The organism is Yoonia sp. (assembly GCF_014859355.1).
GTDB lineage: Bacteria > Pseudomonadota > Alphaproteobacteria > Rhodobacterales > Rhodobacteraceae > Yoonia.
This window is the reverse complement of record NZ_JACUUJ010000008.1, coordinates 35,234-49,692: the sequence shown is the minus strand read 5'-3', so window position 1 is coordinate 49,692 and position 14,459 is coordinate 35,234. Positions and strand designations below refer to the sequence as shown.

General features: G+C 58.7%; 13 protein-coding genes and 1 pseudogene. 11 read left to right on the top strand and 3 right to left on the bottom strand.

Features of this window, described 5'->3' with window-relative positions; translation table 11 throughout:
• Nucleotides 1–4: 4 nt before the first annotated feature.
• Nucleotides 5–490, top strand: coding sequence for a PaaI family thioesterase (locus IBX59_RS04900; protein WP_296373001.1), 486 nt, complete (start codon nucleotides 5–7; stop codon nucleotides 488–490).
• On the opposite strand, the gene IBX59_RS04895 is transcribed toward IBX59_RS04900, so the two are convergent.
• Complete coding sequence (locus IBX59_RS04895) at nucleotides 452–1,519, bottom strand: DUF2235 domain-containing protein (protein ID WP_296373076.1); 1,068 nt, start codon at nucleotides 1,517–1,519, stop codon at nucleotides 452–454. The genes IBX59_RS04900 and IBX59_RS04895 overlap by 39 nt on opposite strands.
• Nucleotides 1,506–3,806: a xanthine dehydrogenase family protein molybdopterin-binding subunit gene (locus IBX59_RS04890; RefSeq protein ID WP_296372999.1), complete on the bottom strand. Its 2,301-nt coding sequence runs from the start codon at nucleotides 3,804–3,806 to the stop codon at nucleotides 1,506–1,508. Before IBX59_RS04890 ends, IBX59_RS04895 begins: the two co-directional genes overlap by 14 nt.
• 172 nt (nucleotides 3,807–3,978) lie before the next feature.
• Between IBX59_RS04890 and IBX59_RS04885 the strand changes: the two genes are divergently transcribed.
• The 7 genes and pseudogenes from IBX59_RS04885 to IBX59_RS04860 all read left to right on the top strand — a co-directional run bounded on the left by IBX59_RS04885 (nucleotide 3,979) and on the right by IBX59_RS04860 (nucleotide 10,686).
• Nucleotides 3,979–7,116, top strand: a complete 3,138-nt coding sequence (locus IBX59_RS04885; protein WP_296372997.1) for a valine--tRNA ligase — start codon at nucleotides 3,979–3,981, stop codon at nucleotides 7,114–7,116.
• A gap of 119 nt (nucleotides 7,117–7,235) precedes the next feature.
• Nucleotides 7,236–8,471: a putative DNA modification/repair radical SAM protein gene (locus IBX59_RS04880; protein WP_296372996.1), complete on the top strand. Its 1,236-nt coding sequence runs from the start codon at nucleotides 7,236–7,238 to the stop codon at nucleotides 8,469–8,471.
• Nucleotides 8,468–9,310, top strand: coding sequence for a TIGR03915 family putative DNA repair protein (locus IBX59_RS04875; RefSeq protein ID WP_367119359.1), 843 nt, complete (start codon nucleotides 8,468–8,470; stop codon nucleotides 9,308–9,310). Before IBX59_RS04880 ends, IBX59_RS04875 begins: the two co-directional genes overlap by 4 nt.
• Nucleotides 9,311–9,403: 93 nt before the next feature.
• Nucleotides 9,404–9,565, top strand: coding sequence for a hypothetical protein (locus IBX59_RS04870; protein WP_296372995.1), 162 nt, complete (start codon nucleotides 9,404–9,406; stop codon nucleotides 9,563–9,565).
• 18 nt (nucleotides 9,566–9,583) lie between these two features.
• Nucleotides 9,584–9,748 (top strand): annotated as a pseudogene (locus tag IBX59_RS15165) (protoglobin domain-containing protein); the annotation flags it as partial.
• Between the two features lie 6 nt (nucleotides 9,749–9,754).
• Nucleotides 9,755–10,108, top strand: a complete 354-nt coding sequence (locus IBX59_RS04865) for a hypothetical protein (protein WP_296372994.1) — start codon at nucleotides 9,755–9,757, stop codon at nucleotides 10,106–10,108.
• Between the two features lie 146 nt (nucleotides 10,109–10,254).
• Nucleotides 10,255–10,686: a methyl-accepting chemotaxis protein gene (locus IBX59_RS04860; protein WP_367119360.1), complete on the top strand. Its 432-nt coding sequence runs from the start codon at nucleotides 10,255–10,257 to the stop codon at nucleotides 10,684–10,686.
• A gap of 84 nt (nucleotides 10,687–10,770) precedes the next feature.
• On the opposite strand, the gene ychF is transcribed toward IBX59_RS04860, so the two are convergent.
• On the bottom strand, nucleotides 10,771–11,868 hold the full coding sequence (gene ychF, locus IBX59_RS04855; protein ID WP_296372992.1) for a redox-regulated ATPase YchF: 1,098 nt from the start codon (nucleotides 11,866–11,868) through the stop codon (nucleotides 10,771–10,773).
• Between the two features lie 145 nt (nucleotides 11,869–12,013).
• Between ychF and trpA the strand changes: the two genes are divergently transcribed.
• The 3 genes from trpA to IBX59_RS04840 all read left to right on the top strand — a co-directional run bounded on the left by trpA (nucleotide 12,014) and on the right by IBX59_RS04840 (nucleotide 14,420).
• Nucleotides 12,014–12,805 carry a tryptophan synthase subunit alpha gene (gene trpA / locus IBX59_RS04850; protein WP_296372990.1) on the top strand — a complete coding sequence of 264 codons (792 nt, stop codon included), beginning with the start codon at nucleotides 12,014–12,016 and terminating at the stop codon, nucleotides 12,803–12,805.
• A 66-nt stretch (nucleotides 12,806–12,871) separates the two neighbouring features.
• On the top strand, nucleotides 12,872–14,035 hold the full coding sequence (locus IBX59_RS04845; protein WP_296372987.1) for an alpha-hydroxy acid oxidase: 1,164 nt from the start codon (nucleotides 12,872–12,874) through the stop codon (nucleotides 14,033–14,035).
• Between the two features lie 151 nt (nucleotides 14,036–14,186).
• The gene (locus IBX59_RS04840) at nucleotides 14,187–14,420 is read left to right on the top strand and encodes a hypothetical protein (protein ID WP_296372985.1); all 234 of its coding nucleotides are present in this window, start codon (nucleotides 14,187–14,189) and stop codon (nucleotides 14,418–14,420) included.
• Nucleotides 14,421–14,459: the final 39 nt, after the last annotated feature.

The window sequence follows — 14,459 nt, the reverse complement described above, 5'->3', positions numbered from 1 at the left end:
AACCATGTCCAACGCCGCCACCCCAAACCTGATTCCCACCAAAGAGACTGTCCTTTCCATGTCGGGTCTGGCGTTCATGCAGGCCATGCTGCGCGGGGATATCGCGCGTGCGCCCATGGGAAGTTTGCTGGATTACAGGTTGGATAGCGTCGCGCCCGGAAGGGTCGTGTTTCGCAGCACGCCGCGCGTTGAACATGCCAACCCGATGGGCGGCGTGCATGGCGGTTGGTATGGCACGCTGCTGGACAGCTGCATGGGCTGTGCCATCATGACAATGGTGCCGCAAGGATCGGCTTATACCACATTGGAATACAAGGTTAATCTGACCCGCGCCATCCCCATAGGCACTGAAATTCTGGCAACGGGAGTTGCAGATCATGCAGGCCGCAGCACTGGCGTGGCACATGGCGAAATCAGAGGGGCCAGCGATGGCAGGCTTTATGCCACCGGATCAACCACTTGCCTTATCATGCAATTGCCCAAGGCTTGAAATTTCAGGCGCGTGATCCAGCACGCTTTCGTGAAACCGTTCTGACACGTCCCGCCCGATAATCCGGCGGCGGCGCGACAGAAAAATCTTGGCCCAACCGCGCCAACTGCCAATGGACGGTGCCGCTGCATCCTGTGGGAATCGCGCCCGCCAGTCGTGCGGCAACGGGATATCGCAGGCAGACAGGTTATCCAGCATCCAGACCAGCGGAATATTGGCCAGCGGCCGTGCAAAAGGATATTCCCAAACCTGTCCGCCGACATCACCATGGTTACCCTTGAACCAAACCTGTTCCATATGGCCTTGCCAGCCCGGCGGACAGGCCCACATCACCGGGGCGTAAGCCTCGCGGCGTTCATCCATGCCCAATGCATGAAACCCATGGCGCACATGGTCGCCCAGCGTGTGGTTGTGAAAATCATGCTGCGCGTGCGCCCAACGCCACAGGATCGGCAACCGCAGGCCCAGCGCCTTGACCGTATCCCAGACCGCGACCGCCTCGATTGCGACGTGAGGGTGGCAATAGATTTCGCGAAATCGCTGCGCAAAGGGGCTGGTCGCGCCGGTCCGGTAATGGCGATAGGCCTGCCTGATCGCGCGCACCGTGGCCTGATCGGCGCGCACCAGCCCGACCATACCAACAACCCCGGCCAAAGACCGCACCGCATAGGCCCCGCGGGAATAGCCGATCAGCACGATCCGGTCACCGGGGCGAAAGCGTGACGCCAGAACACCGTAGGCCCGTTCAATCTGGCGATTGATTCCTTTGCCTGTCACCACGTCCCAAGTGGTTTTCCAGTCGCGCCACTGGATGCCGGCCTCGTAGTAAACGGTCAGGTTGGCGCTGCGGCTGACCTCGGATAGCAGTTTGAAGGTGATCCCGGCATTGGTTTCGCGCCCCGGTTCCAGCGATGACATGGTGCCGTCAAGAATGATGATATGCGTCGCAGCACCCCGTTTGCGCGCACCACCTTCTTCGGTGCGCGCGCGGCGCCCGAAAAGGCCAAAGAACCAGTCACGCAGCTGCACTTTCACCTTTTACCGCCTCAATTGCATGCCAGATCCTGTTGGGTGTGAACGGCATCGCGACCTGTCGCACACCGATGTCCCACAGGGCATCGACAACGGCATTGCTGACAGCGGCCAATGCGCCGACGGTGCCAGCCTCGCCACAGCCTTTCATGCCCATAGGGTTATAAAGCGACGGTGTGCTTTGCGTCGAAAACCCGATCATGGGCAAATCATCAGCCCGTGGCATCGCATAGTCCATGAAACTTGCCGTGAGCAACTGGCCATCCGCATCAAACACCACCCGTTCCGTCAACGCCTGCCCGACCCCTTGGGCGATACCGCCATGCACCTGCCCTTCGGCCAGCATCGGGTTGATCAGGTTGCCGAAATCATCAACCACGGTATAGCGGTCCACGGTGACGACACCGGTATCGGGGTCAATTTCCACCTCGGCCACATGGGCGCCATTGGGGAAACTGCGGTTGTCCAGCTTGATCCGCGCACTGTGGGTCAGCAGATCATCGCGGCCTGCGGCGCGGGCCATATCGGCCAGGTCCAGAATGGTAGGTGTCAGGTTGGACCCCGCGATGCGGAACCGTTCGTCATCAAAACTGACGGCGCTGGCATCCACGCCCGCGACCTCGGCCAGAAATGCGGTGAAGGCGTCCAGCATCACATCGACCGTGGCCAATGTGGCGGTGTTCTGCACCGTGACAGACCGCGACCCGCCGGTGCCGCCGCCGGTGGCGATCCGGTCACTGTCGCCTTGAACAACGGTAATGCCGTCGGCGGGAATGCCTGTCTGATCGGCCAGAAACTGGGCATAGACGGTTTCATGCCCCTGCCCGTTCGATTGCGTGCCCACATAGATCAGCGCGCCGTCGCCGGTGAATTCCACCCTGGTGGTTTCAACAGGATCACCCAAGATGCTTTCGATATAGTAACACAGCCCCTGCCCGCGCAGCTTGCCCGCCGCCGCCGATGCGGCCTTGCGCGCAGCGAAACCTTCGCGATCCGCCTGCGCGCCGGCACGCGACAGCACGCGCGCGAAGTCGCCCACGTCATAGGTCACGCCGGTCGCGGAAGTATAAGGAAACTGATCGGGACGGATAAAATTACGCTGGCGCAACTCCCAAGGGTCAATGCCTAACTGCCGTGCGGCCTCATCCATGATACGTTCCAACACAAAAATCGCCTCTGGTCGCCCCGCCCCACGATAGGCATCAACCGGTGTCGTATTGGTAAACACTCCGCGGGTGCGCATATAGGCGGTCTGCACATCGTAGGTGCCCATCATGACCTTGGAAAACAGCTCTGTCTGGATGGCTTGGGCAAATTGCGAATTATATGCGCCCATATTGGCAATCGTATCAAGGTGATAGGCCGTGATTCGATTGTTAGCATCAAGGGCAAGTGTTGCTGTCGTCGTCAGATCGCGGCCTGCGTTATCGGTCAACATCGCCTCGGTCCGGTCGGACATCCAGCGCACCGGGCGGCCCAGCACGCGGGCGGCATGGGCTACGGCGAAGTATTCAGGGTAACGCATTCCCTTCATCCCGAAACCGCCCCCCACATCGGGGTTGGTCACGCGCACATCATCGGGCGACAGGCCGAAATGGCGCGCCAGATCGCCCTTCATGCCCCAAACGCCCTGCCCGTTGAACGCAAGATGCAAACGGCCGTCGGTCACTTCGGCAAAACAGCCGCGCGGTTCCATGGAATTGACGATCACGCGGTTGTCGAAAACATCCACGCGCACCACCCTTGCGGCGGCATCAATTGCCGCGCGCACGGCGGCCTCGTGCCCCATCCCCCAGTCAAAGGCAAGGTTTTCAGGGGCCTCGGGATGAATCGCATCGCCGCCGACGGCCAGAGCGACATGCACCGGCAGATCGTCGATTTCCAGCCCGATCACCTCGGACGCATCCTTGGCGGCCAGCACGCTGTCGGCGACGATCATGGCAATCGCCTCGCCCACGTGGCGCACGCGGCCACGGGCAAGGATCGGGCGTTCGGGGGCCGCCCCCATGCTGCCGTCGCGGTTTTGCACGATCTTGCCCGCCATGCCCAGCACCACGCCCGCAGCCAGCAGATCATCGGCTGTGACGATCAGATGCACGCCGGGCATCGCGCGGGCCGCATCCAGATCAAGCGTTGTGATTGCACCATGGGCCACGGTCGCACGCAGAAACCACGCATGCAGCGCATCCGCCGGGGCGATGTCATCGACGTAGCGGCCATGCCCCGTCAGAAAACGGATATCCTCAACACGTTTGACCGGCTGGCTTTTGCCAAATTTTTCCATGTGCAGCGTCCCCTTGATCTGACGCGCCTACCCTAGGTCCACTTTGTCTGTTGTCCAGACGTGCGACAGCGCAGTTGCGCAATGTTTTGCGGATGATCGGCCTTTTCCTTTGTTGGTCCGTTTGCTAGGCCATACGATAACAACGTAAACAATCCCGAACGGACGCCCACACATGGAAAAGACCTTCGACGCCAAAACCGCCGAACCGCGCATCTATCAAATGTGGGAAAATGCAGGGGCCTTCAAAGCGGGGGCCAATGCGTCACGCGACGACACGTTCTGCATCATGCTGCCGCCTCCCAACGTGACCGGGCATCTGCACGTGGGGCACGCCTTTAACCATACGCTGATGGATATCCTGACGCGCTGGAAACGGATGCAGGGGTTTGACACGCTGTGGCAGCCGGGGCTGGATCACGCGGGGATCGCCACGCAGTTGATGGTCGAAAAGGAACTGGCCGCCACGGGCCAGCCCAAGCGGGTTGATCTGGGCCGCGAGGAATTTCTGAAAAAAGTCTGGGACTGGAAAAGCGACAAGGGCGGCGTCATCGAACAGCAGGCCCGCCGTCTGGGCGACAGCATGGATTGGGGGCGATCCGCCTTTACCATGTCGGGGGCCGACAGCGCGCCAGCCACAGAAAAGCCCGGCAATTTCCACGATGCCGTGATCCGTGTATTCGTGGAAATGTATCACAAGGGCCTGATCTATCGCGGCAAGCGGCTGGTCAACTGGGACCCGCATTTTGAAACCGCGATTTCCGACCTAGAGGTCGAGAATATCGAAGTTGACGGCCATATGTGGCATTTCAAATACCCGCTGGCCGGTGGGGAAACCTATGAATACGTCGAAAAAGACGCAGACGGCAATGTGACCCTGCGCGAGACGCGCGATTATATCGCGATCGCCACAACGCGCCCCGAAACGATGTTGGGCGACGGCGCGGTTGCCGTCCACAAGGATGATGCGCGCTATGCCCCGCTTGTCGGCAAGCTGTGCGAAATCCCCGTGGGGCCACGCGAACACCGCCGCCTGATCCCGATCATCACCGACCCTTACCCTGATCCTGATTTCGGGTCAGGTGCGGTGAAAATCACCGGCGCACATGATTTTAATGACTACGAAGTCGCAAAGCGCGGCAATATCCCGATGTATGCGCTGATGGACACCAAGGGCGCGATGCGCGCCGACGGCTTGCCCTACGCCGAAGAAGCCGCCATCGCGCAAGCCATCGCCAATGGCGAAGAAGGTTTCGACGAGGCAAAAATCGCGGCGATGAACCTTGTGCCTGATGAATATCGCGGGCTGGACCGGTTCGAGGCGCGCAAGCGCGTCATTGCGGATGTCACAGCAGAGGGGCTGGCGGTGATGATCCCCAACCCCCGTAGGATGGGTGGTTCCGACGCCACGGCGGCGGGTTCACCCATCGACGACGAACCGGAATTCGTTCCCTTCGTCGAAAACAAAAAGATCATGCAGCCGTTCGGCGACCGCTCCAAGGTTGTGATCGAACCGATGCTGACCGACCAATGGTTCGTGGACACAGCCAAAATCGTCGGCCCCGCGCTGGATGCGGTGCGGACCGGGCGGACAAAGATCATCCCTGAAAGCGGCGAAAAGGTCTATTATCACTGGCTGGAGAACATCGAGCCATGGTGCATTTCACGACAGCTGTGGTGGGGGCACCAAATTCCGGTGTGGTATGGGCTCGACCTTGGGGTCGCGGATGAACACAACCCCTCTGGCGATCTGGATGAGGTCGCGCTTTTGGGCCTGTTGCTGGATGGCATGGTTCACCGCGGAACGGTCATGCATTGCGGGCCGGATTTCGACAGTGTGAAATCGGCGTTTATCTTTGATAACGCCGATATCCCCAGCCCGCTAAGCCATGCAACCGTTATCGAAGTCGCAGACAAGGCCACCGCGATTGACCGTTTCTCGGCCAGTCTGGCGGAATATAACGTGACACAAGACCCCATGAAACTGGTCTTTCCCGTCTGGCGCGACCCCGACGTCCTCGACACATGGTTTTCCTCCGGCCTTTGGCCGTTTGGCACGCTGGGCTGGCCCGAAAACACGCCGGAACTGCAAAAATATTTCCCCGGTGACGTGCTGATCACGGGGCAGGACATTCTGTTTTTCTGGGTTGCCCGCATGATGATGATGTCAGAGTCGATCATGGAAACCGCACCGTTCCACACCGTCTATCTGCACCAGCTAGTCCGCGACGCCAAAGGCGAGAAAATGTCCAAGACCAAGGGCAACGTCATCGACCCGCTGGATATGATCGACCTTTACGGCGCAGACGCCCTGCGGTTTTCCAACGCGCAGATGGCGGCGCTTGGCGGCGTGCTGAAAATCTCTGAGGACCGGATCAAGGGCTATCGCAATTTCGGCACGAAACTTTGGAACGCCTTCAGCTTTGCCGAACACTACGAGATTCCCTACCCCGGCGATGCGACCCGGCCAGTAGTCGCGCAAACGCTGAACAAATGGATCATTGGTGAGACGGCAAAGGTGCGCGAACACGTGGACGCCGCATTGGAAAGCTATCGTTTCAACGATGCCGCGAACGTGCTTTATGCCTTCACGTGGGGCAAAGTCTGTGACTGGTATCTGGAATTTTCCAAACCCATTCTGCAAGGCGATGATGCCCCCGCCAAGGCCGAGACCGAACAGACCTTGCGCTGGGTGCTGGACCAATGCCTGATCCTGTTGCACCCGATCATGCCGTTCATCACCGAAGAACTGTGGGGGCTGGCCAAAAACCGCGCCAAGATGCTGGCCCATGCCGATTGGCCCGCATACGCGGCGGCGGAACTGGTCGATGCCGATGCCGACCGGGAAATGAACTGGGTGATTGACCTGATCGACAACACCCGCAGCGCCCGTGCGCAGGCCCATGTGCCCGCAGGGGCCAAGGTGCCGCTGGTCGTCATGGGGTTGGATGCGCGCGGACAGGCGGCGTGGGATACCAACGCCGCGCTGATCCAGCGGCTGGCCCGGATCGACAGCCTGACCCATGTCGATGCTTTCCCAAAGGGCTGTGTGACGATACCGATGGACGGCGGCACCTTTGGTTTGCCGCTGGCGGATCTGATAGACGTCCCCGAAGAAATTGCGCGTCTGGAAAAGACCTTGCAAAAGCTGGGCAAGGAATTGGGTGGCCTGCGCGGGCGGCTGAACAACCCCAATTTCGTGGCCTCTGCCCCCGATGATGTGGTCGCCGAAGCCCGCGAAAATCTGGCCCTGCGCGAAGCAGAGGAAACCCAGTTGAAAGCCGCTGTCGCCCGTTTGCGCGAAATTGGATAAAACGACTTGCAAGGGCCGTGGATGTCCATGACCCTTGCACGCCGGGCAGTGCAAACTTGATCTGCCACAGTGTCGTGCCGCGGCTTGCCACCGCCAGAATAAGAACATAACATGAACAAATGGGCCGATTCACACTGACAGAAAAACTTGCGATTCTCAGCGATGCCGCCCGCTATGATGCGTCCTGCGCATCCAGCGGGACCACGCAGCGCGACAGCCGCGACGGCAAGGGGCTGGGGTCGACCGAAGGGTCGGGTATCTGCCATTCCTACGCCCCCGATGGCCGCTGCATCAGCCTGTTGAAAATCCTGATGACGAATTTTTGCATCTACGATTGCGCCTATTGCATCAACCGCGTGTCATCAAACGTGGCCCGTGCACGGTTTTCGGTGGACGAGGTCGTGCAGCTTACTATCGAATTCTACCGCCGTAATTACATCGAAGGGCTGTTTTTATCCTCGGGCATCATCCGGTCCCCCGACGCCACGATGGAAGCAATGGTTCAAATCGCCAAGCGCCTACGCGAGAATGAAGGGTTTCGTGGCTATATCCACCTGAAAACCATCCCAGATGCTGCCCCCGAACTGATCGAACAGGCGGGGCTATTTGCCGACCGCCTGTCGATCAACGTGGAACTGCCGACAGATGCCGCCGTGCGCGCCTATGCCCCCGAAAAGAACCCAGTGACGATCCGCAAGGCGATGGGCGATGTCAAGGAACGCAAAGCCGCGGCAGACGAACGCAGCTATCGCGGCAAAAGGGGGCCAAAATTCGCGCCCGCGGGCCAATCCACCCAGATGATCGTGGGCGCAGATGGTGCGACAGATGCAACGATATTGGGGCAATCCACCCGACTTTATTGCAATTACGGACTGCGGCGGGTGTATTATTCGGCATTTTCGCCCATTCCCGATGCGTCCGCCGTTTTGCCGCTGATCAAACCACCGCTGGTGCGCGAACACAGGCTGTATCAGGCGGATTGGCTTTTGCGGTTCTACGGCTTTGACGTGGCTGAAATCACCGCCGCCCGCGCCGATGGCAACCTTGATCTGGACATTGATCCAAAACTGGCATGGGCTTTGCAGAACCGCGCGCGTTTTCCGGTGGATGTGAACCGGGCCGGGCGCGATATGCTGTTGCGCGTGCCGGGCTTCGGGACGCGCACAGTCGGCCGCATATTGCAGACAAGGCGGCATCGCACCCTGCGCTATGATGATCTGCTGCGCATGGGGGCCGCATTGAAAAAGGCCCGCGCCTTTATCGTGGCGCAGGATTGGCGGCCAGGCGCGCTGACCGACAGCGCCGATTTGCGCGCGCGCTTTGCCCCGCCACCGGAACAATTGCAACTGCTATGATCTACACAGTCCCCCTACCCCGCATCGGCACCGATCTGGCGTGGCGCGATGCCGCGAAACGGCTGATTGGCGCGGGCGTATCACCACAGAACGTGCTGTGGGATTTTGACCACGACATGCCCGCCCTGTTCGAAGGCACAACCGACCTGCCCCCGCCCACGCGCCCCGTAAAAGCCCCGCAAAGTTTCCTGCAACTGGCCAATACGGTGATTTGGCACAAAGACCCGCAACGGTTTGCCCGGCTTTACACGCTCTTGTGGCGCTTGCGGCATGAAAAGGGGCTGATGCAAGATCAGACTGATCCTGATCTGGCCAAACTGCTCCAGATGGAAAAGGCCGTGCAGCGATGCAAACACAAGATGAAGGCCTTTGTCCGCTTTCGCGACCTGCGACAAGGTGGCGCGCGCCGCAGTTTTGCCGCGTGGTTTGAACCCACGCATCACACGGTCGAACCCACCGCCCCCTTCTTCGGTCGCCGGTTTGCCGACATGGACTGGATGATCGCCACACCGGATGTGACGGCGCAGTTCGTGGACGGCAATCTGACATTTCACCCCGGCCAGCCAAAACCAGACCTGCCAGATGACGCAGCAGAGGCGCTTTGGGGCACATATTTCTGCAATATCTTCAACCCTGCAAGGGTTAAGGTGCAGGCGATGACATCGGAAATGCCGCGCAAATACTGGAAAAACCTGCCCGAGGCGCAGCACATTCCGGGCTTGATAGCAGGTGCCGAGGCAAAGGTCGCACAGATGCGCGACGCCGCGCCAACCCTGCCGCCGGAACGCGCCGCCCGTATTCGCCAAAGACTGCGCAATGAGGGGGCGCGGGATAAATAATGAAACGTTCCGCATGACAGCGCCACTGGTTTACGCTTTTCTAACACCGAGACTGTAATCCAGAAGGTGAAACCTGTTTTTCGCGGAACACACATGACCTTCTCAATCGCTCACAAGCTGCGGCAATTCGACCTCGGAAATCTGAATTTATTGAAAGAGGCCGGGCAACATTTGATGCCCGCCTTGGATGAGGTTCTTGGCCGCTTCTATGAACGGGCGCTCGTGGATGGTGAAACCGTGAAATTCTTTCCCTGACCGGGGCAGGTTGATTCAGCGCGCAATGCCCAGAAAAAACACTGGCAAATTCTGTTCGCGGGGGATTTCGGCCCCAATTACATCGCTTCGACCGAACGGATCGGGCGGACCCACGCAAGGATCAACTTGCCGCTGGATATGTCCCTTTCTGCCTATGCCTGCGCCTCTTTCCATCTGATTTAAATTTTTATGAAAAAGCTGACGCGTGAATTTTTCCGCCGTAGGTCGGGGCGGTCTGCAGCCGTCGTCGCGACCCTGACGCGGGCCCTGGCGCTGGACATGGAAAGGGTGGTCGATATTACTTTTACCGTCTGGGGCGAGGAACAGAAGAAAGCCTTTGATTACCTTGGCATCGCGATCGACAAATTGGCCCGTGGAAATTTAGGGCATATGATCAGCAGCCCCGTAACCAGCGATTTCCCCAAGCGATACGATCTTGTGCGGATCAAGTTTAACGATGCGACGCGCCTGTTGGGGGCAACGATTCAGAAAATGTCAGCCGCGATGCAGTCGCTTTCACGGCTGTCAGGTGATATCACCTAGTCTGCCGATCAACTGTCAACCCGCACCGTCAGCCAAGCCGCCGCGCTAGAGCAAACAGCCACCGCAATGAACGAGATGACCGCGCGCATCGCATCATCCTCGGAAAATGCACTTCAGACCAGCGAGGTTGGTGAAAAGGCGCAGAGATCATTGCCCTTGCAGCGAGTGCAATGGAAGCGATCAACATTTCATTGGGTAGTATTTCCCGGATCACCGGCATGATTGACGATGTTGCATTTCAAACCAATCTGCTCGCACTCAACGCTGGTGTGGAAGCGGCACGGGCCGGCGATGCAGGGCGCGGCTTTGCTGTTGTCGCCTTCGAGGTGCGATCACCGGCCGTGCGTTCGTCCGAGGCCGCGCGCGAACAGTCACAAGGTCTGGAAGAAATCAACAGCGCGGTAACGGAAATGGACCGCATGACCCAAATGAACGCGAGCATGGTCGAAGAAACGTTGCGCGCCATGCAAACGATGCGCGGACAGGCTGTTAATTTGCGCAATCTTGTATCTCATCTGCGCTTTGCGCCCGACACGCATGACATGGCTGACATCGCCACGACCGTCAGGGTTGCGTAGCAGCCGCGGAACGCGGTGAAATGCCAGATATTCCCTGACTGACCTGCGCAAAAACAAACCAGAAAGAAAGATGCCCTTAGCCTGTCACGTATTGAACAAGAAGTGCAAAACATCACCATCCCTGACAATGTAATTCTTGCCCTCCGCGCGCATCTTGCCCGCCTCTTTCGCGCCTTGTTCACCGCCCAATGTCACGAAATCATCGTAGGCAATGGTTTCCGCCCGAATAAAGCCGCGTTCAAAATCGCCATGGATGACACCCGCCGCTTGCGGCGCTGATGTCCCTGCCTTGATGGTCCAGGCGCGTGCCTCTTTCGGGCCCACGGTGAAATAGGTTTGCAAGTGTAGCAATTCATAACCGGCGCGAATCAAACGATCCAACCCCGGTTCCTCCAACCCCATTTCCGACAGGAACATATCCGCCTCTTCGGGATCAAGCTGACTGATTTCTTCTTCGATCCGGGCGCTGATCACGACACTGGAATTGCCCTGTGCCGCCGCCATTTCCGCCACGCGGACGGATTGGCTGTTGCCACTCTGTGCGCTTTCTTCTTCCACGTTGCACACATAAAGCACCGGTTTCGTCGTCAGCAGTTGCAGCATCCGCCATTGCTTGGCGTCCTCTGGGTCCACCGCTACCGTGCGGGCAGGCTGACCTTTTTCCAATGCCGCTTGTGCTGACTCCAAAAGCCGCACCTGTTGCACCGCATCCTTGTCACCACCACGGACCTTGCGTGTCAGGTTTTGCAGGCGTTTCTCGATGCTTTCCAGATCGGCCAGCATCAGTTCGGTTTCGATCACATCGGCGTCTTCCACCGGGTCAACGCGGCCTTCGACATGGGTAATGTCATCATCTTCAAAACAGCGCAGGACATGGGCGATTGCGTCGCATTCGCGGATGTTGGCCAAAAACTGGTTCCCCAACCCTTCGCCCTTGCTTGCCCCTTTGACCAGACCTGCGATATCGACAAAGGTCATCCGCGTTGGGATGATCTGCTTGGATCCGGCAACTTCTGCCAGCTTGTCCAACCGCGCATCGGGTACAGCCACGTCGCCCACATTGGGTTCAATCGTGCAGAACGGGAAATTGGCGGCCTGTGCGGCGGCTGTTTTCGTCAGCGCATTGAAAAGGGTTGATTTGCCGACATTCGGCAAGCCCACGATACCCATCTTGAAACCCATGGCGGCTCTCCTTTAATTCATCGCGCTTCTAGGCGCGCTTGCCCGCTGACGCAAGCGCCGCAGCACCCCAGAAGAATTCACCGCCCCCATTGATTTTCCGTGTCCCATCGCGCACACCGACGAAGGTTTCAAAACGGGGGTCATCATGAGCAGAATCGACGCGAAATTTGCGCAGTTGCGCGCCGAGGGCAAGAAAGCCTTTGTCGCCTATGTGATGGCGGGTGATCCCAACTACGACATTGGGCTGGATATCGTCAAAGGTCTGCCCGGCGCGGGCGTTGATATCATCGAACTGGGCATGCCCTTTACCGATCCGATGGCCGACGGCATCACGATCCAGCTGGCCGGTCAGCGCGCGTTGGAGGGTGGCCAAACTCTTGAAAAAACGCTGCAATACGCCCGCGAGCTGCGCAAGACGGATGACACCACCCCCATTGTCATGATGGGCTATTACAACCCGATCTATTCGCGTGGCGTTGACCGGTTTTTGTCAGACGCGGTCGCGGCGGGTATCGACGGGCTGATCATCGTCGATCTGCCCCCCGAAGAAGACGACGAATTGTGCATCCCCGCGCAGGCCGCCGGGATCAACTTTATCCGGCTGGCCACCCCGACCACCGATGACAAACGCCTGCCCAAGGTGCTGCAAAATACATCCGGCTTTGTTTATTACGTCTCGGTCACGGGAATCACCGGCACTGCCGAGGCACAGGCAGCCGATGTCGCCCCAGAAGTGGCCCGGATCAAAGCCAAAACAAATCTGCCGGTGATTGTCGGCTTTGGCATAAAAACGCCCGCAGCCGCCGAAAATATTGCCAGCATCGCCGATGGGGCGGTCGTTGGTTCCGCCATCGTGGACCGGATCGCCAATGGCGATAGCTTGGCTGATGTTTTGGCCTTTGTGAAAACACTTTCTGATGGTGCACATCGCGGCTGACCGTCGCGCCTTGATTTGCCCTGTGAAATCGGTAATGTTTCATGACCAATTTCACAAGGCCACACCATGACTGTTATTACCACCATTGCAGACCTCAAACGTCTGCACAAACGCCGCACGCCACGGATGTTTTATGACTACGCCGAAAGCGGAAGTTGGACCGAACAGACCTTTCGCGAAAACACATCCGATTTCGACAAGATCCGCCTGCGCCAGCGTATCGCGGTCGATATGACCAACCGCACCACCAAAAGCCGGATGATCGGGCAGGATGTGGCGATGCCCGTGGCGCTGGCCCCTGTCGGACTGACGGGGATGCAATGTGCCGATGGGGAAATCAAGGCGGCGAAAGCGGCTGAAAAATTCGGTGTGCCTTTTACACTGTCCACCATGTCGATCTGTTCGATCGAAGACGTCGCCGAGAACACCAGTAAACCGTTCTGGTTTCAGGTCTACACGCTGAAAGATGATGATTTCATGCAGCGCCTGTTCGATCGCGCGCGCGCGGCGGGCTGTTCGGCCATTGTGATTACACTTGATCTGCAAATCCTGGGCCAGCGCCACAAGGATCTGAAAAACGGCCTGTCCGCGCCGCCAAAATTCACCATTGCCAGCATGGCCGATCTGGCGACTAAATGGCCCTGGGGCATTGAAATGCTGCAAACCAAACGCCGTTTCTTTGGCAATATCGTGGGCCACGCCAAGGGGGTGTCGGACCCTTCATCGCTGTCGTCCTGGACCGCCGAGGCATTCGATCACGCACTGGACTGGGACCGTGTGGCGCAATTGATGAAAATGTGGGGCGGCAAGGTGATCCTCAAGGGGATACTGGACGCGGACGATGCCCGCAAAGCTGCCGCGCTTGGGGCCGATGCGATCATCGTGTCAAACCACGGCGGTCGGCAGCTGGATGGCGCCCTGTCGTCCATTCGCGCCTTGCCTGCCATTCTGGATGCGGTCGGCGACAAGGTTGAGGTGCATTTCGACAGCGGAATCCGGTCAGGGCAGGATGTGCTTAAGGCGCTCGCGATGGGGGCCAAGGGCACCTATATCGGGCGGGCCTATGTTAACGGGCTGGGTGCGATGGGCGAAAAAGGCGTCACCAAAGCGTTAGAGGTGATCCACAAGGAATTGGACACAACCATGGCGCTCTGCGGGCGGCGTGACATCACGACGCTGGATCGTGACATTCTGCTGGTGCCGGCAGATTTTGAGGGGAACTGGGTCTGAAATCACACATTGCATCACAAACTTTGCCGCTTCGGTCCTCGTTTCGGCAATTTTGTTAAAAAATAGTTGACCAGAGGCTGGCCTCTGTAAAAAATTTGGCCGTGCGCGCCGGATCCTGTGCGCACAATAACTTATTGAAAAGGAAACAGCCTTGCGATTTAGTATTCATATGACGGCCGCTGCAGCCCTGGCCATTTCAACCTTATCTGCCAATGCCGGCGGCCTGTCGCCCGAAATCATCGAAACACCCCCGGTTGTCGTGGATACCTTTGAACCTGCCGGCAGCTCTGTTGACCCGACGTTCGTGGTGCTGGGCATTCTTGCCCTTTTGCTGATCGCAGCATCGGGTAGCAGCAATAGCGAACCAACCATTATTCCACAATAGGACTGCCGCGACAACATTCCGCAAAAGGGCGGCGCATCA